Annotated in this window: 17 protein-coding genes and 1 pseudogene; 6 read left to right on the top strand and 12 right to left on the bottom strand. The window is 62.2% G+C overall.

Annotation, left to right across the window (positions count from 1 at the left end; translation table 11 throughout):
* Positions 1-64: 64 nt before the first annotated feature.
* From ISP15_RS02640 to ISP15_RS02660, 5 genes are all read left to right on the top strand, one after another.
* Entirely contained in the window at positions 65-1,609 is a 1,545-nt protein-coding gene (locus ISP15_RS02640) for a TIGR02677 family protein (RefSeq protein WP_404544782.1), read from the top strand.
* Complete coding sequence (locus ISP15_RS02645; RefSeq protein WP_404544784.1) at positions 1,606-2,889, top strand: TIGR02678 family protein; 1,284 nt, start codon at positions 1,606-1,608, stop codon at positions 2,887-2,889. The genes ISP15_RS02640 and ISP15_RS02645 overlap by 4 nt, the downstream gene beginning before the upstream one ends.
* Positions 2,886-7,040: a TIGR02680 family protein gene (locus ISP15_RS02650; RefSeq protein WP_404544785.1), complete on the top strand. Its 4,155-nt coding sequence runs from the start codon at positions 2,886-2,888 to the stop codon at positions 7,038-7,040. Before ISP15_RS02645 ends, ISP15_RS02650 begins: the two co-directional genes overlap by 4 nt.
* Before the next feature lie 47 nt (positions 7,041-7,087).
* Positions 7,088-8,311 (top strand): TIGR02679 family protein, encoded by a 1,224-nt coding sequence (locus tag ISP15_RS02655; protein WP_404544787.1) that lies wholly within the window; start codon positions 7,088-7,090, stop codon positions 8,309-8,311.
* Between the two features lie 125 nt (positions 8,312-8,436).
* On the top strand, positions 8,437-9,213 hold the full coding sequence (locus ISP15_RS02660; protein WP_404544789.1) for a DUF5677 domain-containing protein: 777 nt from the start codon (positions 8,437-8,439) through the stop codon (positions 9,211-9,213).
* A 413-nt stretch (positions 9,214-9,626) separates the two neighbouring features.
* On the opposite strand, the gene ISP15_RS02665 is transcribed toward ISP15_RS02660, so the two are convergent.
* From ISP15_RS02665 to murJ, 7 genes are all read right to left on the bottom strand, one after another.
* On the bottom strand, positions 9,627-9,944 hold the full coding sequence (locus tag ISP15_RS02665; protein WP_404544791.1) for a helix-turn-helix domain-containing transcriptional regulator: 318 nt from the start codon (positions 9,942-9,944) through the stop codon (positions 9,627-9,629).
* Positions 9,941-10,276 (bottom strand): type II toxin-antitoxin system RelE/ParE family toxin, encoded by a 336-nt coding sequence (locus tag ISP15_RS02670; RefSeq protein ID WP_404544794.1) that lies wholly within the window; start codon positions 10,274-10,276, stop codon positions 9,941-9,943. The genes ISP15_RS02665 and ISP15_RS02670 overlap by 4 nt, the downstream gene beginning before the upstream one ends.
* Before the next feature lie 144 nt (positions 10,277-10,420).
* Positions 10,421-11,743 (bottom strand): tyrosine-type recombinase/integrase, encoded by a 1,323-nt coding sequence (locus ISP15_RS02675; RefSeq protein WP_404544795.1) that lies wholly within the window; start codon positions 11,741-11,743, stop codon positions 10,421-10,423.
* Positions 11,744-12,149: 406 nt separating this feature from the next.
* Positions 12,150-12,650 (bottom strand): signal peptidase II, encoded by a 501-nt coding sequence (gene lspA, locus ISP15_RS02680; protein ID WP_404544800.1) that lies wholly within the window; start codon positions 12,648-12,650, stop codon positions 12,150-12,152.
* A 150-nt stretch (positions 12,651-12,800) separates the two neighbouring features.
* Positions 12,801-15,659 carry an isoleucine--tRNA ligase gene (gene ileS, locus ISP15_RS02685; protein ID WP_404544803.1) on the bottom strand — a complete coding sequence of 953 codons (2,859 nt, stop codon included), beginning with the start codon at positions 15,657-15,659 and terminating at the stop codon, positions 12,801-12,803.
* Positions 15,660-15,851: 192 nt separating this feature from the next.
* Entirely contained in the window at positions 15,852-16,805 is a 954-nt protein-coding gene (locus ISP15_RS02690; protein ID WP_404544805.1) for a bifunctional riboflavin kinase/FAD synthetase, read from the bottom strand.
* A 16-nt stretch (positions 16,806-16,821) separates the two neighbouring features.
* A complete protein-coding gene (murJ, locus tag ISP15_RS02695) occupies positions 16,822-18,414 on the bottom strand; it encodes a murein biosynthesis integral membrane protein MurJ (protein WP_404545325.1) in 1,593 nt (530 codons plus the stop codon).
* 611 nt (positions 18,415-19,025) lie between these two features.
* Here murJ and rpsT point away from each other — a divergent pair.
* Positions 19,026-19,289: a 30S ribosomal protein S20 gene (gene rpsT / locus ISP15_RS02700; protein ID WP_404544807.1), complete on the top strand. Its 264-nt coding sequence runs from the start codon at positions 19,026-19,028 to the stop codon at positions 19,287-19,289.
* 168 nt (positions 19,290-19,457) lie between these two features.
* On the opposite strand, the gene ISP15_RS02705 is transcribed toward rpsT, so the two are convergent.
* From ISP15_RS02705 to ISP15_RS02725, 5 genes and pseudogenes are all read right to left on the bottom strand, one after another.
* Positions 19,458-20,210, bottom strand: a complete 753-nt coding sequence (locus tag ISP15_RS02705) for a copper homeostasis protein CutC (RefSeq protein WP_404544809.1) — start codon at positions 20,208-20,210, stop codon at positions 19,458-19,460.
* On the bottom strand, positions 20,210-21,262 hold the full coding sequence (locus ISP15_RS02710) for a N(4)-(beta-N-acetylglucosaminyl)-L-asparaginase (protein ID WP_404544811.1): 1,053 nt from the start codon (positions 21,260-21,262) through the stop codon (positions 20,210-20,212). The genes ISP15_RS02705 and ISP15_RS02710 overlap by 1 nt, the downstream gene beginning before the upstream one ends.
* Before the next feature lie 40 nt (positions 21,263-21,302).
* Positions 21,303-22,490, bottom strand: coding sequence for a Wadjet anti-phage system protein JetD domain-containing protein (locus ISP15_RS02715; RefSeq protein WP_404545326.1), 1,188 nt, complete (start codon positions 22,488-22,490; stop codon positions 21,303-21,305).
* A gap of 7 nt (positions 22,491-22,497) precedes the next feature.
* Positions 22,498-25,896 (bottom strand): annotated as a pseudogene (locus ISP15_RS02720) (ATP-binding protein); the annotation flags it as partial.
* Entirely contained in the window at positions 25,886-26,557 is a 672-nt protein-coding gene (locus ISP15_RS02725) for a DUF4194 domain-containing protein (RefSeq protein ID WP_404544813.1), read from the bottom strand. The gene ISP15_RS02725 and the pseudogene ISP15_RS02720, both read right to left, overlap by 11 nt.
* Between the last annotated feature and the right edge of the window lie 386 nt (positions 26,558-26,943).

The following is a 26,943-nucleotide window of genomic DNA, read 5'->3' on the forward strand; positions in this document are numbered from 1 at the left end:
ACACTGACTGTATGACTGGCGGCATATCTGGGTGGTCGGCATGCGACCGCAGGAGCAGGACAGCGTGAAACAACGCTCGACTTGGCCATCCTCTTCCTCAGATCTCTTCCGCCATGTCACTGCGGACAAAGCGCCGCTCTATCGGTCCGTCATGGAGGTATTCGCTACGGCCAAGCGTCAATACCGCCTTCAACTACGCCCTGACGAGGTGCTTGCCGAAGCGGATTGGCGAGATGCGCCCCCATCCCTGGAAGAGATCTCTGCAGCGCTAACGCAGTTGGCCAGCTGGGGCAATCTGGAATCGCAGCCGGATATGTCGCGTGCATCCACGCTCAATGACTACTACCGTGCAAAATTTCTCTACCGTCTCTCACGTGGCGGCGAGGCCGCCGAAACCGGCCTGGAAAGCTTCGAGCACCACATCCGCCATCGTGCCGAATTGCAGACCGTCGCGTTGGAAGACATCGATAGCGGCCTGCAAGCACTGAGGCAGCTGCTCAGTGAGACCGCGGCAGGCGACAGCCTTGACGTGGCCAAGGCCCACGACATTCTGCGTAGCCTGGTGCGCATATTCGAGGGCCTGACGGGCAATGCACAAGCCTTCATGGCTGGGGTAGCCCGCAGCCTGGAACTTCAGCAGGTCGACGCGACCGTGCTGGTCGCCTACAAGCGCCGCCTAATCGAGTATCTGGAGCGCTTTATGGGCGACCTGATCCGCCGCTCCGATACCATCGCCCGGACGCTGCATGAGCTGTCGGCCATCGTCGATGATGTTCTCCGCCAGATTGCCGAACGAGAGGCACGCGACGCCGCCCCCGGCGATGCCGAAGAGCAAGCGCACGAAGCCACGCAACGCTGGGAAGCCTGGCGAGAGCGTTGGAGGGGCTTGCGTGGCTGGTTTCTCACCCAAGGAAACGAACCGCCCCAGGCCGAACTGCTACGCGCTCGGGCCCGGGCCGCAATCCCCCAGTTGCTGAGCGCTATCGCAGCGGTAAACGAGCGTCGCAGCGGGCGCAGCGATCGTTCGGCCGATTTCCGTGTTCTGGCCGAGTGGTTCGCTGCCTGTGACAGCGATAAAGATGCTCACCGCCTCGCGCGTGTCGCGTTTGCGCTCAACCCTGCGCGCCATTTCTCGCTCGAGGCCGCCACCGAAGATGATGTACCACCGGGCACGTCGTGGCTAGACGCTCCGCCACTGACGATCAATCCGCGCCTGCGTGAGTACGGTGAAGCCGCACCGCGAGGCAGGTTGGCGAACGTGCGCGACCGAAGCCATGAACGCGCGCTCATGGCCCAGCAGCTCGCCGAGGAAGCCCGCCAGATGGAGGCGGCGCGGCAACGCTTGGCGACGGGCCGGCCGACACGATTGTCGGAACTGGGTGAACTCGATACTCACGCTTTCAACCTATTCCTAACCGTGCTGGGCGAGGCTTTGGCCGAGCAAGCCGGTCCGGAGCACACGATCGAACGGCCGAGCGGCGACGGATTGCTCCTATTGCGCCTGGAGCCGCTCGCTCCTGATAGTCATGCCGAGATTCGTACGCCGACCGGAGTGTTCAGCGGCCGCGACCATCTTCTGACCATCCGACCGATGCAGAACGACGTATGAGCGCCCGTCCTCCACGCCGCGCTGCCTTGCGTGTCGGCGAACTGCAAAGAACACAGCAGCAGGATGAATTCCGCCGAGCTCTACGCGGCCTGCTGATGCGCCCGCTGATGGCACCGAACCATCCCGATTTTGCTGCCGTTCGCCATCAAGCAGAACGATTGCGCGATTGGTTTTCGCGCGAGACTGGCTGGCCGTTGCATGTGGATCGGGAAGGTGCACGTCTGTATAAACGCCCCGCGGACCTAGACGATCCGACCCGGGGTCTGCCGGACTACGATCGCCGCCGCTATATCCTGCTATGTCTTGCCTGCGTGATCTTGGAAAAAGCCGATGCACAGATCACCCTGCACCACATCGGCGAGCGCACTATGCAGCAGGCGGCCGACCCGGCATTCAACACATGGGGGTTCACCTTCACCCTGCGCAGCGCTGCCGAACGCCGCGAGCTGGTTGTGGTCTGCCGCACGCTCTTGGATTACGGCGTGCTCGAACGCGTTGTCGGAGAAGAAGACAACTTTGTCCACGAGCATGGCTGGCAGCAGTCAGATGCTCTGTACGACGTGAATCGGCGACTGCTGGCCGGTTTGTTGGCTGCCGTACGCGGCCCTTCGACCTGGCGCCATGACGAGGCTCCCCGAAATACCGAAAGCCGTCTGAATGCACTGGTAAGCGGTTTCATCGTAGACAGCGAGCAAGGGCGCCGTGATGCGATGCGGTATCACTTGGCGCGACGATTGCTCGACGATCCCGTGCTCTACGTAGATACCCTGGATGAGTCAGCACGTGCGTATTTCGTCAACCAGCGCGGTGTGCTCGCTGCTCGCCTATGTGAGGCCACCGGGTTTATCGCCGAGCAACGCGCCGAGGGGCTCGCATTAGCCGACGAAAGTGGCCAATTGACCGACGTAGCGATGCCTGCCGAGGGAACCGAAGCGCACGTCACTCTGCTGGTGGCCGAATACCTGGCCGGGCGCCTACGACAGACGCGTGAGCCGTTTCAAGTCTCCGAGAGGGAGATCGCCGCCTTCCTGCGCGAAGCGGCTGGTCGTTACGGTCGTTACTGGCGCAAGTCGGCTCGCGCATCGGGGGCCGAGCAGGAGCTGGCGGAGATCGCCGTGATGCGTTTGCGCCGCCTTGGCCTGCTCACCGGCGAAACCAACGCCATCACGCCGTTGCCGGCCATTGCGCGCTTCTCGCTGGGCGAGGTTGATGTCCGCGGCACCTCTGATACCACTCCCCTGCACAACGGCAACACAACCCTGCCTGACATCGACACATGACTGCCGACCAGCCCTCCGATAACTCACGTCCTTCACTGCCCGAACCGCAGCGTGAACGCTGGCAGCCCTTGCGCTTGGGGCTGGTCGAACTGTTCCGCTATGACAGCGAGGAGTTCTGGTTCCACGATGGCCACCTGCTCCTGCGAGGCAACAATGGCACGGGCAAGTCCAAAGTCCTATCGCTCACCCTGCCGCTGCTGTTCGATGCGCAATTGCGCTCCTCGCGAGTCGAACCAGATGGCGACGCCACCAAGAAAATGGCCTGGAACCTGTTGATGGGGGGTAGTTACGAGCGCCGCATCGGCTATAGCTGGATCGAATTCGGTCGGCGCGAACACGACGGCGAAGCCCGCTATTTGACGTTGGGTGCAGGGCTATCGGCAGTAGCCGGCCGCTCGCATGTGGACAGTTGGTACTTCCTGATCGAAGGCGATGCGATCACCGGCGATCCGCGCCTCGGTCAAGACCTTTGGTTGATCAATGCTCAGCGCCAAGTGCTCACCCGAGAGCGTCTGCGTGACGCCTTGGTCGGCCGCGGCCACGTCTTCGAGAACAACACGCAAGGCTATCGCAGGGCCGTGGACGAACGCCTATTTCAACTGGGGCAGCACCGTTACGACGCGCTGATGGACACATTGATCCAATTGCGTCAGCCGCAGCTCTCGAAGAAGCCGGACGAAGCAGGCCTCTCCCAGGCGCTGAGCGAATCCCTGCCGCCGCTTCCCATGCAGCTGCTGGGTGACGTGGCCCTTGCACTCAATCAGCTGGAGGAGGATCGACGCCAGCTCGAAGAGGCTCGTCATCTGGAGGCGGCAGTTACTCAATTTGAACGACGCTATCACGTCTATACGGGTATGTTGGCACGCCGTCAGGCCCGTGAACTGCGACAAGCGCAGACCGGCTTCGACAATGCCAGTGAGGCGCGCAACTCGGCGCAAGTAGCCTTCGAGCAAGTTCAGGCAGCAGAGCTAGCTGCCGCTGAAGCGCTCGATACAGCAAAGCAGACCAAAGCCGCAGCACAGGAACGTCTGGACACCCTTCAGAGTGATCCCGACAACAAGGAAGCCAATCGCCTGGCCCAGGCAGAAAAGGATGCAAACGAGCGACAGCGGGATGCAGCCGCTGCATCCACCAAGCGCGGCGACGCGAAAATCAGGCTGCAGCGTGAAGCCGAGCTCGGTCGGCAACGGGAAGAACAGGCCGAGCGCGCACGTCGCGAATTCGAGTCATCCCGCAGCTACCTTTTGGACGCAGCCGGTCGTATTGGCGTCGACGCCGACGTCATCACCAATCCACTCCTCGCTCTGGCCACCGAGACGCTAGCTGCAACCCCGCCTGATCCATGCACGACGACCGATGCCCTTCGCCAGATCGTGTCACGGCGGCGTCAGGATATTCAGGTTCTTCGCCAGCGTCACGCCGAGGTGAATCATTGCCAGCAAGCACTGACGCTGGCACTGGATAATGCCCAATCCACCCGCAACGAATGGGATGAGGCGCTGTTGCGACGCGAACAGGCCGACCAGCGCGCCGAACAGGCCGGCGACGCCTTGATCCAAGCATGGTCCAAGCATTGCGTGGATATGGGGCAATTGAGCGTCGATGCTGACGCCCTGCTACGTCTGCTAGCCGAATGGTCAGCCCAGCCCGAAGGGGATAATCCGGCACAGGCCGCGCTGACCGGCGCTTGGCAGGAAGCCTTGCACCGTTACGCCACGAGGGAGGCATCGCTCGATGCGCAACGCAAAGTTGCGCAACAACGCCGTGCTGAACTGTTGGCCGAGCGCGATCGGCTCCTGGCCGGCGAGGATGCGTTCCCTCCCGAGCCGAACACCCGTGCTGCCGACGTGCGTATGCAGCGCCTCGGCGCACCCCTATGGCGATTGGTGGACTTCCATCCACAAATGGACGTAGTAGAGCGCGCGGGCCTTGAAGCCGCACTGGAAGCGAGCGGCTTGCTCGATGCCTGGTTGTCGCCAGACGGCGCTTTGACCGATGACGAAGGCCGGCCGTGGCAGGATGTTAGTTGGCTCCGCCGCGGGGAAGTGGCAGGTGCCAGTTTAAGGGACGTCCTCCTTCCAGCCTTGCCAGAAGACTGTCCAGTGACCGCGGCGGCACTGACCGGAGTGCTGGCCAGTGTGGCCTATGGCCCATCGGACGACCACGACGTTACAGAAGCCTGGATATCGCCGGAGGGCCGCTTCCGCCTTGGTACCTTGGCCGGAGCATGGCGAAAGCCGGAGGCGGTTTACATTGGCCATACGGCGCGCGAGCAAGCGCGTCAGCGCAGGCTGCAGGACATCGCCGCGTGTCTCGCCGAACTTGACATGACTGATAGTGAGCTCGAGCAAGAGAGTGCAGAGTTAATTGCCGACCGCCGGCAAGCCGAGCGGGAGTACCGAGAAGCCCCCTCCGATCGTCCGTTGCTTGAAGCCATCACTCAGGCAACCGGCGCCGGACGGGAAGCTGAGCAAGCTCGACGGCGGTGGGAACAAGCCGATGCACGCCGCGTCCAGGCCGAAGCTGCAGTAAGTGACGCACGTGAGCAAATGAAACGCGACGCTACCGATCTGCGTCTGCCAATCGAGGCCGAACGCTTGCTCGAAGCCGAAGAGTTCTTGGAACAGCTTGATCGGGCCCAAATCCAGCTAGGACACGCGGCCAATGAATGGCGTCGGGCATGGCCTGCCCACCTCGAACAACACCAGCGAGAGGGCGAAGCGCGTATCGCGCTAGATGAGGTCGAACACGGCGTGACCCTGGCTATGGAACAGGCCGAGCAGGCCCGCACTCGTTTCGAGACGTTGCGGCAATCCATCGGCGTCAAAGTGGACACCTTGCTGGACGCATTACGCAAGGCCAGGGTAGAACTCCAGCAGGCCGAAACGGCACTGGGGGACGCCATCGAGCGACGTTCGGCGATAGGCGAGCAGCGCGCCGTTGCCGAAAACGAGTCCAAGCAAAAAGAAGAAGCTTTGGTCGAGCGCAGCAACCTTCGCGCCGAGGCCGCCGAACGGTTGCACCGCTTCGCCGTCAGTGGACTACTGGCGTCTGCCCTACCCGACCTTAACCTGCCCACGCAATGGAGCATCGACCCGGTGCTCAATCTGGCGCGCCGTATTGAACAGGCCTTAAGCCATGTCGCCGATGATGAAACGGCTTGGTCCCGCGTGCAAAAGCAGATCGCCGAAGACCTCAACGAACTGCAGCGGTCTCTCAGCGCCTTAGGCCATCAGGCCGTTTCGGAACCGACTGACTTCGGACTCACCGTCACTATCCAGTACCAAAACCACGCAGAGCGGCCAGATCTGGTCGCGCGAGTATTGGCAGAGGACATTGCGCAACGCAGCGAACTGCTTTCGGCCAAGGAGCGCGAGGTACTGGAGAACCATCTGCAAGCCGAGATCGCCTCCGAAATCCAGCATCTAATCCGTGCGGCGGACGATCGCGTCAACATGATCAACGAAGAGTTGTACAAGCGCCCGACTACCACCGGCGTGCGCTATCGACTGCAATGGGTGCCTCTGACGCCGGAAGAAGGTGCCCCGGTCGGGCTGGAAGAAGCACGAGAGCGTCTGCTCAATACGAGTCCCGACCTGTGGTCCGCTGAAGAGCGCTCCATGGTTGGAACGATGCTCCAGCAACAGATAGCCGCCGAACGTGCTCGTGCCGATGCCGACAGCGTAGGCAGCAGCCTCATCGACCAACTCGCCCGTGCCTTGGATTACCGGCACTGGCACCGCTTCCGTATCCAACGCCAGCAGGACGGCAGCTGGCGCAAGCTATCGGGCCCCGCGTCAAGTGGCGAACGTGCGCTTGGATTGACCGTACCACTGTTTGCGGCGATCGCCAGCTTCTACGGGCACGGAGGTAGCCCATTGGCCCCTCGCCTGATGCTGCTCGACGAGGCCTTCGCCGGGATCGACGATACTGCGCGTGCGCACTGCATGGGTTTGGTGCGCGAGTTCGATCTGGATTTCGTCATCACTAGTGAGCGCGAATGGGCCTGCTATGCAGAGCTGCCCGGCGTCGCGATCTGTGACCTGCAGCGTCGTGAGGGTATCGACGCAGTCTTCGTCTCTCGCTGGAGATGGGATGGCCGCGCCAAACGGCAGTCGCACGACCCCAATCGACGCTTTCCGACATCATGACTCGCCAAACCGACCCACGCCTACAACGCCTGCTCGGTGGATCTGAGATGGCTTCAGTTCGCAAGCAGCTTCGTCGCCGTTTCGAACATGCCAAACCAGGCGTGCCACCGCTCTCTATTCGCCTGGACAAGCTCACCTCCGCAGCCCATACCGCATTGTGTCAGCTGACTGGCCGGCGCTCGCGTATGGCACGATCGATGACGTTGGATATCATCGAACTCGACGAACAGCTCCGAAGAGCAGGTCTGGCCGATTCGCTACGTGATGCGCTGGAACAGTTGGATGGTCCGATTATCGCGCAAGCGCGGTTGCGCCAAGCGCTGCAGGAACAGTGGTCCGAGCTGGCCGCTTCGACGCCGATGGAAGGCGTGCTGCGTATTTGGCTGGATGGAGCACCAGACGTGCTATCCCGCCTCAAACGCCTGGGCCGCACCCCCGAGGGTGCGGCGCAACTGCTTTCCGCGGCAGATGCCATACTCCACCACCTGCCAGCGCAAGGCCAACCGCGCTCGCAACTCGCCGCCAGCGTTATGGGCGACGCCCACGCACTGGATGCAGGCCGCCCTGTGGCTAGTCTCGTACTTGCGGCGTGGCGCCATAGCGAACGTAGCCGCTCCGCGGATGCGGTGGAAGACGCCGAAACCGAACTGATTAACCCGGCCACCACCGAGGAACGCCAGCGGGATGTCTGGGCGCGAGCCGGCGTCCTCGTCAACGAACTCGCCCGTCCGGCGCTGTTACTCAACTTGCCCGTCGCTGACCCAGCGCAGGCCTTCTGGATCCGTGGCGAACCGGCGTATCTCTCGCTCCGCCAACTGCTGCGCACCCCACCGACATGGGCCGTAGCCGGCAAATCCGTCTTTGTCTGTGAAAATCCCAACGTCTTGGCGATCGCCGCCGACGACCTGGGCACCCACTGCGCCCCTCTCGTATGCACCGATGGCATGCCAGCCGCAGCGCAACGCACCTTGCTCTATCAACTGCAGAAGGCCGGTGCATGCTTGCACTACCACGGCGACTTTGATTGGCCCGGCATTGGCATTGCCAACTTCGTAATCCGCACTTGGCAGGCTACGCCCTGGCGTCTGAGCGCAAGCGATTACGAAGCCGCTACGCGCGCCAGCTTCCACTCACGACATAACCTAGAGGAGATGAGTGTGACGGCCACATGGGATTCGCGACTCGCACCAACCATGCAACAGCATGGCATCGCCATCGCCGAGGAAACCGTAGTTGCAACATTGCTTGCTGATCTTTGCGATGAGCAATAAGCGCCTTATCTACCAATCTGCATATGAAAGTTTGCATCCTTGGGAGCGTGCGGGAACATCAATAACTATTCGTGCGAGGCTGAGGGCAGCACAATCTTGTGTTCGCCAAGGAGGAGCATGGAAAGATGACTTACCAAATTGACTACGGAACCGTGAAGGCGGTCGTTAGGGAAAGGTACGCGATCTGGATTGCCATTTATGCTGAAATCGAGTCTCGGGCCCGAGAACTGCAACATGACCGATCATTCCCCATCGACAGCTTGCAGCATCTACTAGTAATGGCACTCTTTGCCAGAACTACGTCAAATACATCGGCGGCGATGCTCGTAGCTGAGCACGGGTACAAAGTGCAATGCATGGCACTACTACGGACGGCCCTCGAATCAATGTTCGCCTTGGCGGCTATTACAAAAGATCCAAGTATGGCGGAAGCATTCGTGCAGTCTGGCGATCGCGAGATCAAGCGAAAGATATTTAAATCACATCTATGGTCGAAAAATCTGCGGGCACCATTGGCATCGCGCTTCGGCAACGAAACCTTCAAGAAGGCCGAAGGTATCGCGAAATCCACCAAAGCCAAAAAAATGTCAACCGAAGAGATGGCCAAAGTGGCCGGTCTTCACGACTGGTATCTCACCGCGTATACGGTCTTCAGCGACGCAGTACATGGGAATATTCACGACATCGAGCAGCAATTCGTCCGTAGTGAATATGACGATGAAATCGAGGGCGTGCGAAGCGGAGCAATCATAGACGACCTGCATGGCCTTTACTTATGCGCGTCCGAGGTTCTTCTCAAAGGATTGGAAGCCATGGATGATGTATTTCAAGTCGATACACGAGGATTTCGTGCACGAATGATGGGGAACCTAGCTGATGCGATGAAGCATTGTCCCGGCTGAGCTTGGCACGCAGATAGGCCTCCACATCCGGCCGGCGACCCATTCATCAGCTGCCGCAACATAGCGGGTGATACCAGGCCATACCATGATGCCGCCACATGCGCGCGACGAGCCGCCTGCACAATGATCTCGACGCGCTGATCCAACGAGACGAGCGCTTACATCAGTCGTTCCAGCGAAACGTCCTGGGGTTTGTAGCGATGGACCTGGGACACCTTCGTCGGGGTCATGCCGGTGATCACCGCTACTTGGTCTGATTGAGGCCGCGCTGGTCCATCAGTTCGTTGAGCTTGAGCGCGAGCCCGCCTTTGTTGACAGAACTTCGCCATCGTCGAAGCCGAGGCCAAGCAGCATTGTCTGTACCTTGCGGATGGCTTGACGGGTTATCATCTCTACGGTCGATACGAGAGGTATCAGGCGGCGTGGGCAGGCGGCGATGAGGCGAGCGGCTGTACCGCCAGCCGCAAGCCCATTGCCTTGAGGACAGCAGTCAGGCTGTTCAACGCCGGATTGCCTTTCGGTGAGAGCGTACGGTAGAGCTGCGTCGGATTCAGGTGTGCCTGTTCGGCCACCGCCTGCACGCCACCAAACGCCTGGGCGAGCTGGCGCAGCACGATCAGCAGCTCGGCCTGGTCGCCGTCCTCTAGAATGCCGTTGATGACGTCGAGTGCGAGGCCCGGATCGCTGTGATATAGCTCGGCCATCGCTTCGTCATGGGTTCTGCTTCTCATTCGTCGGTTCTCCGTTGCCAGTCGTGCCAGTAGTCCACTGCTCGGTCGATGTCCGTGCCCTGCGTGCGCTTGTCGCCGCCGCACAGTAAGAGCACCAACCGTTGGCTCGACTGGGCATAATAGACCCGATAGCCCGATCCCACATCGATGCGCAATTCCCACACGCCATCGCGGCAGAACTTGTGGTCGCCAAAGTTGCCCTGCTCGATCCTGGCCACGCGCCGGATGATCGCCACCTTGGCTTGGTTATCGCGCAGGCGACGCAGCCAGTCGATGTAGAGATCCTTCTGCCCGTCGGCCGTCAGGTAGTGCTCGATTCGGTACGTAGTCATTTTCGTTTATAAACGAATTAAAGTCAAAGGGGAACAAGGAGCAGCAGCGGGCCCAGCGATCTGGCCCCGAATTGTCGTGTCACTGTCACGACAATTCGGGTGAGGAGCTCACGCGATAGCCGACTCCAGCGCACCAGACTCAAGTTACGCTGAGACGCGCTTCGTGCCGGGTGGCACGGCGCGCGACGGGCTCTTGCGGTGTCGAAATGGACGATAGTTGCCCAAGCTCGTGCGTGTCTGCTCAGCGACGCCCTGCTCGACGGTCACAGGTCCGGGATCGTCGAGTGGAACATTGCTGCCGATGGTGTCTTTCCGACGGCTGGCTACCTTTTCCGCCGCTGCCCGCACGGGATCGTCCTCGGCATGCACGTAGCGCATAAACATGACGGCCGTCTTGTGAGCGGTCAGTGCCATGCCGATCTTCACGGACACACCGGAATTGGCGATATCGGTTGCGGCCCGATGGCGGATGCCATGCGTCCCGACGTGAAGCACCTTGGCTCGTTCCAAAATACGTTTCCAACCGTTGACGTAGGTACCCTCCGGCATAGCAATGCTGCCGTCGAAAATGCTTGGGCACACGTAGGGCGAATCTTCAATACGGAAGGCGTTGGACAGCAGGCGATAGGCCTCCTGGCTCATCGGTTTGGAAATGTTGCCGGTCTTGCTATCCGGCCAGACCACGCGGCGATTCTCGAAATCGACCCAGGCCCATTCGAGCAGACGGATCTCAGACATGCGCGCCGCAAACTCAAACTGCAGGCGGATCGCCAGCGTCAGCAACGGATGTTCCAATCCTTCGACATCCGCCCGATCAAGGTAAGCATAGATACGGCCAAGCTCCTCGTCGGTGATGTAGCGCGTTCTCCCCTTCTCCGGGAACTTGGGCACGTGCCTGCATGGATTGGAGCCATCGGGTCGGTATCCCCACATCTCGGCCAGGTTGAACATCTTCCGGACGCAGCTGAGTGTGCGGTTAGCCGTCACGGGCGTACGGCTCATGTGACGCATGAACTCCGTGATCTGCGTACGTGTGATATCCGGTACCTTCATCCGGCCAAGCTCTGGGATGATGCGGTGCTCGATGTACCACCGGTAGGTTTCGACGGTACGAGGCTTGTTCCTCGGCATGGAATATTCCTCTATGAACTGGGAACACAACTCTTTGACCGTCGGTGCTTGACGCGCAGCGAGCTTGGCGGCACTCGGATCATTACCTCTGCGCACATCAGCTAACCAGTCTTGTGCAATCGATCGCGCCTGCTCGACGGTCAACTCACCGAATCGCCCGATCGCTGGCTTGCGGCGCTCACCCCAGTTCGTGCGGTACTGGAGCATGAATACCTTGCGGCCACCCGCTGTCACCTTGCATAGAAAGCCAGGAGTGATGGTGTCGCGCAGTTCGTAGTCTTTGCCAGTAAACAGAGCCTTCTCGATAGTGGCCTTGGTAAGCTTGGTGATAGCCATGACGCCTCCTGTTCGATGTCGAGATCAGGAACTGACCGGGAGCCCGGCGAACGGCAAGCTCGTCGCGATGAGTCCTGTCATGGCGTAAGGCTAAACGGGACCAATCTCCCAGAAAACCAAGCCCGGCAAGGCTTGGCGAGTTCCAGCGTAGAGCGAGGCTATCGCACCCGATAAAGCTCAAAATCCACTGGCAGCGATGTCGTGTAGGTTCGAGTCCTATCACCGTACCAGTGACGAGTTTCAAGCCGTAGCAACGAAACTCAAGGTAAGTCGAGAAGCCCGCATCACAGCGGGCTTTTTTACGTCTTAAGAGTTCTCTTGCCCACGTCCGCCAACATGACTTCGACCTATGCCAGGTTCATTCGGTCAAAGCTTGACGGCGGCGTTCACCGGCTTGTCGATGAACTCAAAGCGTCGCCTTCGCCGGACGCAGGCCAAACAGGATCAGCAGTACGGCGCCAACGCTGATGCCGCAGTCGGCCACGTTGAACGTTGGGTAATACCAGTCGTGGTAATACACCTGGATGAAATCGGTTACCTGCGAGGCGTGCAGGCGATCGATAAGGTTGCCCAGCGCACCGCCAATCACCAGTGCGAGCGGCAAGGCGGTACGCCATTCGCGGCGCGCCGTGCGTGCCAGCCATACGACCAGGGCCACGCTGATCGCCACCGCCAGCACGACGAAGAACCAGCGCTGCCAGCCGCCGCTTTGCGCGAGGAAGCTGAAAGCCGCACCGGTGTTGAAGGCCAAGGTCCAGTTGAGGAAACCGGGAATCACCGGATGCGGCATGCCCGCAGGTTGCAGCGCGGCGAGCGCCCATAGCTTGGTGAGCTGGTCCAGCGCGATAACCAGGGCCGACACCAGCAGCCAGGGCAGCGCATTGGGCAGACGGGTCGAACGAGGCATGGTGATCCTTTTCTGACAGGTCGGCCGTCCCTGCGCTCGCCTGTGGCAGCACATGGTGACGGGAACCAACTGGCGTTAATGAAAAATCGCGGAACGTTTCATTTCAGGTCGGCTCATCGAGCCCCTCCCAAAGAGGGGCTTCGTGCAAGCTTAAAACCAGCGGCGTTGCTCGCCCGGTCCTTCTACATTGCTCACGCAGCGGCTGCAAATATCCGGATGCGCGGGGTTGCTGCCCACATCTTCGCGCCGATGCCAGCAACGGATGCATTTGGCCGCCTCGCTCACCTCGGCCGCCACATGCACTTCGCCGCCGTCGAGCTGCAATGCCACCGCATCGGCCGGTCGCGGCTGCAACGGCGCAAAGCTCAACTCGGAAGTAATGAAGAAGAAGCGCAGCTCATCGGCGCTCTCGACATACCGCGCCGTCGTCACCGGATCGGCGTGCAGCACCAGCTTCGCTTCCAGGGCGGCACCGATGCGCTCGGCCTTGCGCATATCCTCGAGGACGCGCGAGGCGGTATCACGGATCGCCAGCAAATCGGACCAATAACGGCGCTGTTCCGGCGAGCCCTGCGCATTGGCCAGGCCGTCGTACCAGGTCTCGAACAACACGCTTTCGCTGCGCTCGCCTGGCATGTGCTGCCAGATTTCCTCGGCCGTGAACGACAGCACCGGCGCCAGCCAGCGCACCAGCGCTTCCAGGATGCGATACATCGCACTTTGTGCGCTGCGCCGGCCGAGGCTTTCGGTCGGCATGGTGTAAAGGCGATCCTTGGTGATGTCCAGATACAACGCACCCATTTCATTGGTGCAGAAGTTCTGCACGCGCTGCACGATTTCGGGAAAGTCGTAGCGCTCGTAGGCAGCGACCACCGCCTGCTGCACCTCATACGCCTGCCCGATGGCCCATTGATCGAGCAACAGGCTCGTTTCCAGCGGTACGAGATGGGTAGCCGGATCGAAACCATCGAGGTTGCCGAGCAGGAACCGCGCGGTATTGCGGATGCGCCGATAGGTGTCGGCGACGCGCTTGAGGATTTCCTCCGACAACGACATTTCCTGGCGGTAGTCGGTCGAGGCCACCCACAGGCGCAGGATGTCCGCGCCCATCCGGTTCATGATGTCCTGCGGCTCGATGCCGTTACCCAGCGACTTGGACATCTTGCGGCCCTGCGCATCCACGCTGAATCCATGGGTGAGCAGTTGCTTGTATGGCGGACGGCCATCCAGCATCGAGGCGGTGAGCAGTGAAGAATGGAACCAGCCACGATGCTGGTCGGAGCCTTCCAGGTACAAATCGGCCGGGAACGCGGACACGTCCGCATGCGAACCGCGCAGCACATGCCAGTGCGTGGTGCCCGAATCGAACCAGACATCCAGCGTGTCGCGATTCTTTTCGTACTGGACGGCCTCTTCCGCGCTGAGCAAATCGCCGGGCTCGATGCTTTGCCATGCTTCGATACCGTCTTTCTCGATACGCTTGGCGACTTCCTCCAGCAGCTCCGGCGTGCGCGGATGCAACTCGCCGGTTTCGCGATGGACGAAAAAGGCCATCGGCACGCCCCACTGGCGCTGGCGCGACAAGGTCCAGTCGGGACGCTCGGCAATCATGTTGTGCAGGCGCTGCTTGCCCCAGGCGGGATAGAACTGCGTGGCTTCGATGCCTTCCAGCGCGGTTTGACGCAAGGTCTTGCCGCCATCCCTGGGCACGATATCCATGCCCGCGAACCATTGCGACGTGGCGCGATAGATGATCGGCGTCTTGTGGCGCCAGCAATGCATATAGCTATGCGCGTACTTGTGCTGGTGCAGCAGCGAGCCGGCCTGCTCCAGCGCCTCCACGATTTTTGGATTGGCCTTCCACAAGAACATGCCGCCGAACAGCGGCAGCGTGGATACGTAATGGCCGTTACCCATGACCGGATTGATGATGTCGGCATCCTTCATGCCGTGCGCCTTGCACGACAGGAAATCTTCCACGCCGTAGGCCGGCGACGAATGCACCACGCCGGTACCGGTATCCAGCGTTACGTAATCGCCGAAATACACCGGAGCGAGTCGTGCATAGCCCGGATCGACGGCATAGAGCGGATGACGGAAGCGCAGCTCACCCAATGCACTGCCCGGCACGGAGGCGACGATATGGCCTTCCAGCCCGTAGGTCTTCAGACATTCTTCCACGCGCTCGGTGGCCAGGATCAGCAGGCCCTTGGGCGTATCCACCAGGCTATAGCTGAAGTCCGGATGCAGGTTGAGCGCCTGGTTGGCGGGAATCGTCCACGGCGTGGTGGTCCAGATCACGATCTGGCCAGCGGGTTTGGGTAGCTTCTCCAGACCGAAAGCCTTCGCGACGGCGGCCGGATCGTCGAAGGCAAAGCCCACGTCGATCGCGATATCGGTCTTGTCCTCGTACTCGACTTCCGCTTCGGCCAGTGCCGAGCCGCAGTCGAAGCACCAGTTCACCGGCTTCAGGCCGCGATAGATGTAGCCCTTGCGCAACATCTCCGACAGCGCGCGCAGCTCGGCGGCTTCGTTGTAGTGATCCATCGTGAGATAGGGACGATCCCACTCGCCCAGTACGCCCAGGCGCTTGAAGTCGACCTTTTGCCTTTCGATTTGCGCCGCCGCGTAGGCGCGCGCCTTGCTCTGCACTTCGCTAGGCGAGAGGTTCTTGCCGAATTGTTTTTCGATCTGGATCTCGATCGGCATGCCATGGCAATCCCAGCCCGGCACGTAAGGCGCATGGAAGCCGGCCAGCCATTTGGACTTGACCACCGTGTCCTTGAGGATCTTGTTGATCGCATGGCCCAGGTGGATGACCCCGTTCGCATACGGCGGGCCATCGTGCAGCACGAACATCGGGCGGCCGGCGGTTCTGGCCTGGATCTGCGCGTAGCGGCCGACCTTGTCCCATTCGGCCAGCCAGCCCGGCTCGCGCTTGGGCAGGTCGCCGCGCATCGGGAAACTCGTCTGCGGCAGGTTGATGGTGCTCTTGTAGTCCTGGGTCATCGCTCGGGTACCGTGTTTTGGGTCCGCTTCGATGCCACCGGGTGGAACCGAAGTCTCGTGCCTGTTGCTCGCCGCGCGCGGCGGCAAGCGCACGCGCTTCGGCGATGCTTCAAATAATAATAATGGTCGCCGCAGCCGCCACGGCGGAGGCGGTGCACAGGATCGGCTGGTGCTGCAGGATGTTCATCGCCATCACGCCTGGATCAGTACCGGGTTCATGCCCAGGATTTCCCGGGCCGAACGCGCATCATGACGCATTTGTACCTTCAATGCGTCCAGTCCGTCGAATTTCATCTCATCGCGCAGCTTGGCCACGAACTCCACCGCCATGCGCTGACCGTAGAGATCGCCGTCGAAATCGAACAGATGCACTTCCAGCACGGGGACGGCCACTTCGTTGACCGTGGGCCGCGTCCCAAGGCTGGCTACGCCCGGCCAGCTGCATTCGCCTTCGCCCAGGCCCACGCGCACCGCGAAGATGCCATGCACCGGGGTCGTCCGTTCGCGCAAATGGATGTTAGCGGTGGGAAAGCCCAGCGTGCGGCCCAGCTGGTTGCCGTACTCCACCTTGCCCTCAATCACGAACGGCCGGCCGAGCAGCGGCGCGGCGGCACCGAAGTTCCCCGCGGCAAGCAGCGCCCGCACCCGGCTGGCGGAAACACGCTCGCCTTCCAGCAGCACCGCCGGCATGGTGTGCGCGACGAAGCCGCGTTCCGCGCCGATCCGCTCCAGCGTGGCGACATCGCCGGCACGCTTATGGCCGAAGCGGAAATCGGCGCCCACCCATACCTCGCGCACGCCGAGCCGGTCGATCAGCACGCGCTGCACGAAATCCTCGGCGGACATGGCGGTAAGCGCCTGGTTGAAACGCAGCAGCAGCGTATGCTCGATGCCGGCGGCATCGAAGCCGAGCAGCTTTTCGCGCACGCTCGACAGGCGCGGCAGCGGCTCCTTCGAGAAGTACGCGCGCGGCAGCGGCTCGAAGCTCACCACGATGGGCGAGCAGCCAAGGGCTTGCGCCCGTTCGCGCACTTCGCTGAGCAAGGCTTGGTGACCACGGTGCAGGCCGTCGAAGGCACCGACCGCGATCACACTGCCGCCGGGGGCCAGGCACGGCCCCGCAACGTCCCGGGACAGTTTCATCATCGGATCAGTATAACGTTCATGCGTGGTGCAATTGGCGTAAGCGGAAGCCGGCGGCAAACAGGACCGCCACGTAAGTGGCGCCGCCCGCGCCAACCAGCACGGCCAGCCGTCCCACGCGAGCGATCGATCCCATATGGGTCCAATCCGGCCAACAGCAACGGCCGAGCAGCAATACGACGATCATCGCGGCGCAAGCCAGCGCCAGTTGCAGCAGGTGCCGGCGCCAACCCGGCTGCCGCTGGTAAATGCCCGCCTGCCCCAGCCAGCGCCAGAGCAACAGCAGATTGACGTAGCTGGCCAACGCGCTCGCCATGCCCAGCGCCAGGTGCAAGCCCGGCACCCTGGACAGGCCAACGAGCAGCGCTCCTGCCTTCAGTGCCGGCGGCGCCCACAGGGCGTACAGCAGCCACAGGAACAGGCCATTGAGCAGCATGTTGGTAAGCAGTGCCGCCACTCCCGCGCGCACCGGCGTGCGCGTGTCCTTGCGCGCATAGAACGCCGGCAGCAGCACCTTCACTTGCGCGTAGGCCGGCACGCCGAAACTCAGCGCGGTCACCGACAGTGTCGTCATGCGGGTATCGAACGGACGGAACTGGCCATTCTGGAACAACGTGGCGACCAACGGCTCGGCCAACAGCATCAAGCCGAACATCGCGGGCAGCGCGATCAGCAAGGTGGTGCGCAAACCCCAATCCAGGGCCTTGGAAAATCCATCGTGATCGGTCGCCACGTGATGCCGCGAGAGCGAAGGCAGGATCACCGTACCCAATGCCACGCCGAATACGCCCAGCGGCAATTCCAGGAACCGGTCGGCTTGCGACAGCCAGGTCTGCGAGCCGGAGATCAGCAGCGAGGCGATGACGGTGTCGAACAGCAAATTGATCTGCGCCACCGACGACCCGAACAGCGTCGGCAGCATCTGGCGCATGATCCGGCGCACGTCCGGGTGGTTCCAGCCCCAGCGCGGCCACGCCAGCAAATCCAGCCGGCGCAACGCTGGCAACTGGAACAACACCTGGAATATACCTGCCGCGAAAACCGCCCAGCCCAACGCCAGGATCGGCGTCTGCAATCGCCGCGACAGCCACCACGCCCCCGCGATCATGCATACGTTGAGAATCACCGGAGTCAGCGCCGGCAAACCAAACCGATGAAAGCTGTTGAGTGCGCCGCCGCAAAGCGCGGTCAGCGATACGAACAGCAGGAACGGGAAGGTAAGGCGCAACAGTTCCACCGTGAGCGCGAACTTGTGCGGCTCGTGCACCGCCCCCGGCGTAAACAAAGCCGCCACCTGCGGCGCGAACAGCACGCAGGCCGCGGCCACCACCAGCAACACGCCGCCCAAGGTGCCGGCCACCCGCGACATCAGCTCTTTCAGGTCCGCGTGGCGACCCCGTTCTTTCACCTCGATGAAAACGGGCACGAAGGCGGTGGAAAACGATCCTTCCGCGAACATGCGGCGCATGAAGCTCGGAATGCGGAACGCCACCCAGAACGCATCGGTGGCGGCATTGGCGCCGAACACATGGCTGATCGAGATATCCCGCAGCAGCCCGAGCACGCGCGAAACCATGGTCATGCTGCTGAACGAGAGCAAGCCGCGGAGCATGCTGGGGGATTTCATGCGCGGATCGGGCTCCTGGCTTTCCCTGTTTCCGGGGAGCGGGTCGGGTGGAGGGCAATCTTGCCAGAATGTGGGGTTACTACCGTGCATGGAAGTAAGCTCATCGCAAGGCCGGCCCCTCATCCGACCCTGCGGGCCACCTTCTCCCCGGAGGGGAGAAGATAAAAGCCGGCTTTGCTCCCTCTCCCCTTCGGGGAGAGGGTTGGGGTGAGGGGCGATCTTGCGAAAATGCACTGAGGAAGACGCGCGAATAAATGACTCTCAACGCGGGGGTTGGCCCCGCATCCGGCCCTGCGCGCTATCTTCTCCCCGGAGGGGAGAAGATAAAAGCCGGCTTTGCTCCCTCTCCTCTTCGGGGAGAGGGTTGGGGTGAGGGGGCAATCTTGCGAAAATGCACTGAGGAAGGCGCGCGAATAAATGACTCTCAACGCGGGGGTTGGCCCCTCATCCGGCCCTGCGGGCCACCTTCTCCCCGGAGGGGAGAAGATAGAGGGAGTCCCTTCGGGACGATAACTTAAGCGCTTGACCCATCGGGGGTTTGACGTCATACTTGCCGCCTTTTTCCAACCCTAGCAATTCATTTCCGGAGTTCTATCTTGGCTAACATCAAGTCCGCGAAGAAGCGTGCGCGCCAGTCCGAGCAGCGCCGCCTGCGCAACGTCAGCGCCCGTTCCATGGTGCGCAGCGCCCTCCGTAAGGTCGTCAAGGCCATCGAGGCGAAGGACAAGGCTGGCGCCGTGGCCGCTTTTGCCGTCGCCCAGCCGGTGATGGATCGCTACGCTGCCCGTGGCCTGATCCACAAGAACAAGGCTGCCCGCCACAAGAGCCGCCTGAACGCGAAGATTCGCGAGCTGGCCTAAGCTTCTACGCAGGACCGGGTTGGCGAGAGCCGGCGGAAACGCCGGCTTTTTCGTTTGCTTTTGTTGTTGCCCTCCCCTTCGAACAGCAAGTTGGGATGAACGGCAAAACCCACAGCGCAGCGCCCAGCTGGCGCGCATTTCTCAATGCTCGACCAGGCAAGGTGCTCCTCACCTCGAATGAAAGAAAGAGCGCGCCGAAGCAAGCGCGTTCTTCATCGCCCTGACCTGCGCCGCATTGGTCTGCTCGGTATCCGGTGACAGATCCTGCAAGACAGGATTGCGATAGCGCATGGACGAACGCCATGCTGCGCGCGCCGAACCGTGAAACTCGTGCGCACCGCTAAGCCGGGCCACGTCGGCCACATTGTCCGCACGAATGCCTGCGCCGGCCATGACCAAGATGCGCCCCGCCGCCTGCCGGACCAGCGCGGCAATCGCTCCTGCTCCCAGCAAGGCATTCGCGCAGCCGCCCGATGTGAGCACCCGCTCGCAGCCCAGCGCGATCACACGCTCCAAAGCATCTTGCAGGTCCGCACTCGCATCGATGGCACGATGGAAGGTCACGCCCAAGGGACCGGCGGCAGCGACCAGTTCGGCGCAACGCGGATCCACCGCGCCATCAGCATTAAGCGCGCCGATCACCACGCCATCGCAACCCAACCGCATACAGGTCTCGATGTCACGCCGCATGATGTCGAACTCGGCATCGTCATAGAGAAAATCGCCGCCGCGAGGCCGGACCAGCACATACAACGGAATGCGCAGGCCATCGCGCACCAGCGCCAACGTCCCGTAGGACGGCGTGATACCGCCTTCGGCCAGGCTGCCGCACAATTCGACGCGGTCGGCGCCGCCTTCCTGCGCCGCCAGTGCCGAAGCAAGCGAGCCGGCCGCGATCTCCAGCAAGCATGGCGCGGACATCAGGTATAGGTCGTCTGGTAGACGCTTGGCGAAGCCAGCAGGCGATCCTGCTTATGTATATCGCAGACTGCAAAAGTGAAACCTTTCTGGATCGCGTAGGCGCCGCATTCGCCGTCGCGACGCAATGCAAGAAAGCCCACCTGTAACTCTTTGGCACCATCGGGCCGCTTCTTCACGATGCGCCGCACCGCTTCCTCGCAAGCCTCCTGCGGACTGCGCCCTTGCCGCATTAGCTCAACCACCAGAAAGCTGCCGGCGTTGCGGATCACTTCCTCGCCCACGCCAGTGGAAGTGGCGCCGCCCACGTCGTTATCCACATACAGGCCCGCACCGATGATCGGGCTATCCCCTACGCGGCCGTGCATCTTCCACGCCATGCCGCTGGTGGTGCATGCGCCGGCAAGACGGCCGTTGGCATCGACCGCCAGCATGCCGATCGTGTCGTGGTTGTTCTTGCCACCCGGCATGCCAAGAGGCTGCAAGCTGCGGTGGTAGTCGATGTTCTCGCTATTGGCCACCGGTGTGTACCTGGCTTGTTTCAACCACTCGCGCCATGCGTGTTCCGACTCGGGCGTCAACAGGTTTTCCCTGGTGAAACCTTCTTGTAGCGCGAACTCCAGCGCGCCATCGCCGACCAGCAGGACATGTGGCGTGTCCTCCATCACCTTGCGCGCCACCTTGATCGGATGCCCGATATGTTCGAGCGCCGCCACCGCGCCACAGCGGCCATCGCCGTCCATGATGCTGGCATCGAGGGTGACCTTGCCGTCGCGGTCCGGATAACCGGCACGTCCGACGCTGTGGTTGTGCAAGTCCGCTTCGGGTATCAACACGCCTGTCTCGACCGCATCGAGCGGTTTGCCGCCCTTGCCCAGTACCGCCCACGCCGCCTGATTGGCCGGCACGCCAAAGTCCCAGGTAGAAACCACCCGCGCGCCCACGCCGCCAGCAACGGTGCCTGATACCGATGCGGCAGCGCGCGACAGGCGCGGCAAGGCCAGCGCCGATGTCGCCAGCAACGAGGTTTTCAGAAAATCACGACGATTGCTCATCAAGCCCTCCGAACAGCGGTCCACGGCCGCAAAGGTTGCATCATGCGGGATTGGCGCGGCTCAAGCGACTCCACGCCCAGTCCCAGGCAATACGCTCCTGCTCCAGGCGAACGCGGATGCCATGCTGGTCGTGGCGAAGCTCGCGATACAGTTGCTGCTCGGCGTCGGTGAGGTTCGGCAATACCTCGGCGGGATGGCGCGCATCCTCGCCCCACAGCGTCTTGAACGCATGCAAGGTTTCCGTATCCATCAACAACGACTGCACGCACTCGTTCGGCAGATAGCCGCGCAGGCGACTCAGGATCGCCATGCCATAGGTGTCCAGATCGCCCCAGTAGAGGATCGGCAAGCAGGCCAGCCACGGCAAGGCCGCAAACGCTTCGATGGCATTGCCGCGCCCCATGAACAACACGGTGCCCGGTAAATCTTCCATCGCCATGCAGGTATAAAGGTTCTCCACGATCAATACCTGCCGGATCCCGGACAACGATAGCGCCGCAATTTGCTCGACCGGCGCTTCCAGATCGGCGATGCCGCCTAGCTGGGCACGCAAGCTCGCATCAAGCAGACGCATGCGCAGCCGGTCCGGCGGCGCGCGCAGTCCGCTGGCCTGATAGAAATCGGCGCACGCCGAGTCGCCACGCAGCACGCTCAACCAGCGGGTGACGACGGCACGGCGAACGTCCATCCATTTGCTGTCGATCCCCGCAACAGGCAGCTGGCGTGGATACAGTCCCGATGCCGGATGGGCTAAAAGCCACGCCACCACATCTTGCAGGCGCCGCAGATCGGCGTCGGAAGCATCGGCAAGTACATCGAAGTGGCGCGCCAGGGCCAACCGCCATGCGCCAACATGATCGGTCATGCCGCATCCCCACGCCATGAGCCGATCGAAGCGCTGCTTCACGCGCTGCCATAACGGAGATTGTCCGAGCGCGGCGGCCACCGACTCCGGCGAATCGAAGCGCCAGGCGCATGGAAGCTGCTGGGTACCAAGCCGAGGCCATTGGCGCAGTGCTTCCACCACCTGCCCCGCGCCCGCTTTCGACACCTCGCGCCACTGCGCCAGCCATGCATCGAATACCTCCCATTGCGACAACGCCTGCGCCTCGGTGGGCGCTTCAGTGTTGAACGAACGCGGCCACTCGCCGCCGCCCGCCAGCCACTCATGGCGGTTGCGCGACCAGGCCGTGTGCAGGCGCACCCGCAGGGCGTCAGGCGATTGCATCGGCCTCACGGGCGCGTTCCGGCAGTGCCAAGCGCTTTTGCGTTTCGTCGTATTCGATAAGCAACACACCCGAATCGTGGCGGCCGGTGATGTCGACAAAACAGGCGCCACCAATGAAGGGCTCCAGCGTCATGACCGATTTCAACGGCGTCGCCACCACCATCTGGAAGCCGAAGTTCTCGAAGATATTCATCGCCAGCGCGGTGAATTCGTTATCGGCTTTGTCGAAGGCTTCATCGAGCACCACGGGCGCGTAGCGCGGCAGATGGCCATCGTCACCGCCCAGCTGATAGCGCAGCGCGGCAGCCAGGCAGGTGGTGGCCAGTTTCTGCCGCTGGCCGCCGGATTTGCCTGCGCCACTGCGATAGACCTCGACCTGCCGGCGGGTATCGGATTCCAATTCCGTGCCGACGAATTCCACATGCTGGCGTACATCGAGCACCTGTTCGCGCCAACGCTTGTGTTCCGGGTCGTCCGCCGCGAGCCGCGCCACCAATTGCCGCAAGATGCCGAACTGCGTTTCGGCCAGCTCATGGTCCTCGGTCTGGTGATGCGAGAGCACATCGCGCAATTGCTGCTGAAAGTCGCGTACTTCTTGCAAACCGCGGTCGGTCAGTTCGATCTGCAGCAAGGTACCGCGATTGAACGGCACGCGCTCGAGGCTTTCGTTGACCTCTTCCATGCGCTGGCCGATTGCCTTGCGCGCCTCGGTCATATACTTCTGCAATACGAGCAGGTTCTGTTTGCTCTGGCTTTGCAGCAGTTCGAAGAAGCGCGCCTCATGCTTGGGCAGGCCATCCAGTTCCAGGCGGCGCAGGCGCGCCAGGAAACCTTCGGCCGAATCCAGGCTGGCCGTGAAATCCGCACTGTCCTGCGGCCAGCGCCGGCAGAAACTGCGGAAACATTCCTCGGTCACCTGCACCAACCGGTTATCCTCGTCCGACTGGCTGCCGAGCGCCTCATGGAGACTGCGTTCCAGCGTGCGGAAATGATCGGCGAGATTGTCCAGCGATAGCGGATGAGGTGGCAATCGCTCAGGCAGGCCACGCGCTTGCAGCGGCGTCAGTACAGCCTGGGTCGCCTTTTGTTCGCATGCTTCACGCTTTTCCAGCAATCCCTGACGCTCGCGCTGCAACGCATTGCGCTCGCCTGCCGTATCTTCGTAGGCACCTTGCGCGCGTCGGCGCAATTCCCGCTCGGTATCCAGGCGCCGGGTGATGTCTTGCAAAGTGGCGTCGCCCTCGCGCAACTGTTTGAGCTGGGTTTCGATATCGCCCAGCCGCTGCAGCTTAGGCGCCACATCGATCTCTTCCCATTCCGCATTGGCCAGCGTGCCGGCCAGTACGCGACGGTCGCCTTCGCGCGCGTTGTCGGCGCGCAAGGCCTTGAGGGTTTCGTCAGCGGTAGCGATCACGTGCGCCAGCTGCTGTCCTTCTTTTTCGAACAGCGCCAGCTTGTCGCGGTTATCGAAGCCCAGCACCCAATGCTTGCGATCGTCGACGGCGCGGCGGTCGTCCTTTTCGTAGCGATCGCCCGAATGCTTGACCTGTCCCTCGCGCGTGATCGCGCGATCGGCGTGCCGCAACGCGGCTGCGGCATCCACGCAGCTGTAATCGAAGCGGCGCGCCAGTTCGGTCGACAGCCAATCGCGATGGGCGTGATCGCGCAGGTCGAGTCGATGCAGCATCGAACGCGAATCCAGCTGGCGCCCGCCCAGGGCATCGCTGCGGCCTACCCGGTAATACACCAGCCTGCTGCCCAGGTGGGTCTTGTTGACCCAGCCGGATACCTCGCCGTAGTGCCGCTCATCGACCAGCAGCGCCAGGGCGAACCCGTGCAGCACGCGCTCGATCGCGCCACGCCACGCCGCATGGTCGCTTTTAACTTGCAGCAGCTCGCCTACGAACGGCAGCGCGTTCTCCGACAGTCCGAGTTCTTGGCACAGTCGCGCGCGGATCGCCTGTACGTGCGCGGGGATATTGGACGGATTGCGTTTGAGCGCATCGATTTCCGACCGTACTTCGCCGAAACGAGAAGTCGCCTGCTCGCGCTCGCGCTTGAGCGCATCCATGCGTTCTTCCAGCGCGGCGGCTCGATCGCGCGCGCCATCGAGCAATTCGCGCGCCTGTCCTGCCAGCTCGGCAAATCCATGCGCGGTAGCCGGCATGCTCCAGCCAAGATCGCGGCACGTCTGTTCAACTTTGTTACGCCGACGCATGCGGTCATCGCGCTCGCGGCTGACTTGCTCGTGCTCGCGTTCGAGCTGTTCGATGGCGTCACCGCCTTGTTCGCGGCGCTGTCGTTCCAGATCGGCCACGCGCTGGTCGTGGTTATCCAGCGACTGGCGGCGCTGCGCCAGCTCGCCGCCCAGCGCCTGGTCGTGCACCTGCAACTCGCCAAGCCACGCATCGAGCAACGCCAGGCGGCGCTGCTCGCGATAAAGGTCCACGCCTTGCTGCAGTTCCTTCAATTCGCTGGTGCCGCGCCGTACTTGCAGCAACGCCTCATAAGCGGTTCGCGCAGGCGTCAGTGTGCTCACTTGTTCGCGTGCGATAACCACGGCTTTATGCGCGGCATCCAGTTCGCCGAAGTCGGCCACCAGACGCTCGGCGGCGCCGAAGGTCTCCGGCTCGTCCAGCATGAAGCCGCGCAGAAATTGATTGAGATCACCCAGGTTCTTGGCCGACTGCGTCTTGTGCAGCAGCTTCAGCGCCATCTCGTTCTGGATGCCGAGCAGGCGACGAAACCGTTCGGCGTAGCCGGTGAAGGTGTCGAAATGGTGCACGTCATCGCCAAGGCGTGTCTTGAGGCGACGCCGATCCAGGTCGAAGCCGTGCAATTGGGTGGCGATATCGAAAGCGCGCTCCGTCACCATGTAGTGCTTTTGCACATCGGCCGCGGACGAGCCGGTGCCGCTGATCCAGAACAGGCGAACCAGGCTGACCGTGGCGCCGAGCGCGTTGCGGTATTCCAGCACCAGCGCCGACCAGGTCGAGCCCTTGCGCAAGTATTGTGTGGCGATTTCGCCGGAGTCGCTGTCCTGCTGATCGGCCCACGCGCCGCGCACGTAGGAGGCGAGATTGCGATCGCGCCCGCTGCGCTCGGCCTCGCGCGCCGCGGCATTGAAGTCGACCAGGTTGGGCGGCACCAGCAACGCGGACATGGCATCCAGCAAAGTGGACTTGCCCGAGCCCGAACGGCCGACGAACAGGAAGCCGCGTTCGGCGATCGGCACTTCGACCAGGCCGCTGAACGTGCCCCAGTTGAATACCTGCAGGCGGCGCATGCGGAATTGCTCGTCGCGCGGATCGGGCAGATCGGAAAGGAACAAGGATGGCGCCACCGGACGCGCCGCTCTCACTGCCTTGCCCCGCGCCTTTCCGCCTGAAGCCTTTTCACTGGCCATCCGCAGGCACCTCTTCCTCGTCCGCTTCGCGCAGTTCGCGATAGACCTTTGCCAAGGCCTGCACATCCTCGGCGGAAAACAGCAGCTTCAGGGCGGGCGACACTTCATAGCGCTCATCGCTTCCGCGCAGCTTGTCCAGCACATGATTGTCTTTCATCTTGCCGATCGAGCTCGCCACGCGCTTGGCGAAACCGGCGCGATCGGTGGATACGCTTTTCTCGTAGACCGACAGCGCATCGATCAACGCCGCCTCTTCCACTACCGCGCGATGACCGTGCGCCTCGGCCTCGGCCAACTGCTGGCGCAGATGCAGCAGCAGTACCGAGTCGATGAAGGTCAGCGGCGAGGAACGCAGCAGCACCGGCGTTTCCAGCTCGCCGGTGTCGACCTGGCGGGTAAAGGCCACGCCAGCCTCGCGGTCGATCACCAATTCCAGGAACAGATCGCACAGGCGCGAACGCAAGGCCGTTTCATGCCGCAGCAACGCAGGCCACAGCTGGCTATGCCTGCCCGCGTCGATGCTGGGACCGGCCAACAGCTGGCACAAGGCGCGCCGGGCATCGTATGGCAGACTGCCGCAGTCACCATCGAAAAGACCGGTGTTTTGTGGTTTCTCCACCAAAGGTTCGATAACCGGGAGCTCATCCTCAAGCAAATTCATGGCGCTTCTCTTTCACTCATGGCACGACTCGTCCAACTCATTGATGAGGCAGCCATTAATTCATGACCGCCCGACTCGCATCCGCGCCTGCGCGGCCCAAACGGGGCGTCGGGGCGAACCGCCAGGCGCGGGAACGGACAAGCATAGCGAGAGGCCGGCTTTGCGTCGCGTCCAGGCAACATTCTCCCTGCAGATGAAGCTGGCGCTCGACCTTGCCGGTCATGCCTGGTGCGGCCGTCGGAGACAGGTCTGCGGCCTTACATGCGCAGGGGCATCGTAGCGATAGGCGGCCGTATCGCGGGGTCGCCGCCGGGACGGACACATCCTGTCTCAGAAGAAGATCCATGTCGCGGAGCGATCTCTTCAGGCTTGGCGGGGAAACGTTT

Source organism: Dyella jejuensis, from assembly GCF_044904675.1.
Lineage (GTDB): Bacteria > Pseudomonadota > Gammaproteobacteria > Xanthomonadales > Rhodanobacteraceae > Dyella_B > Dyella_B jejuensis.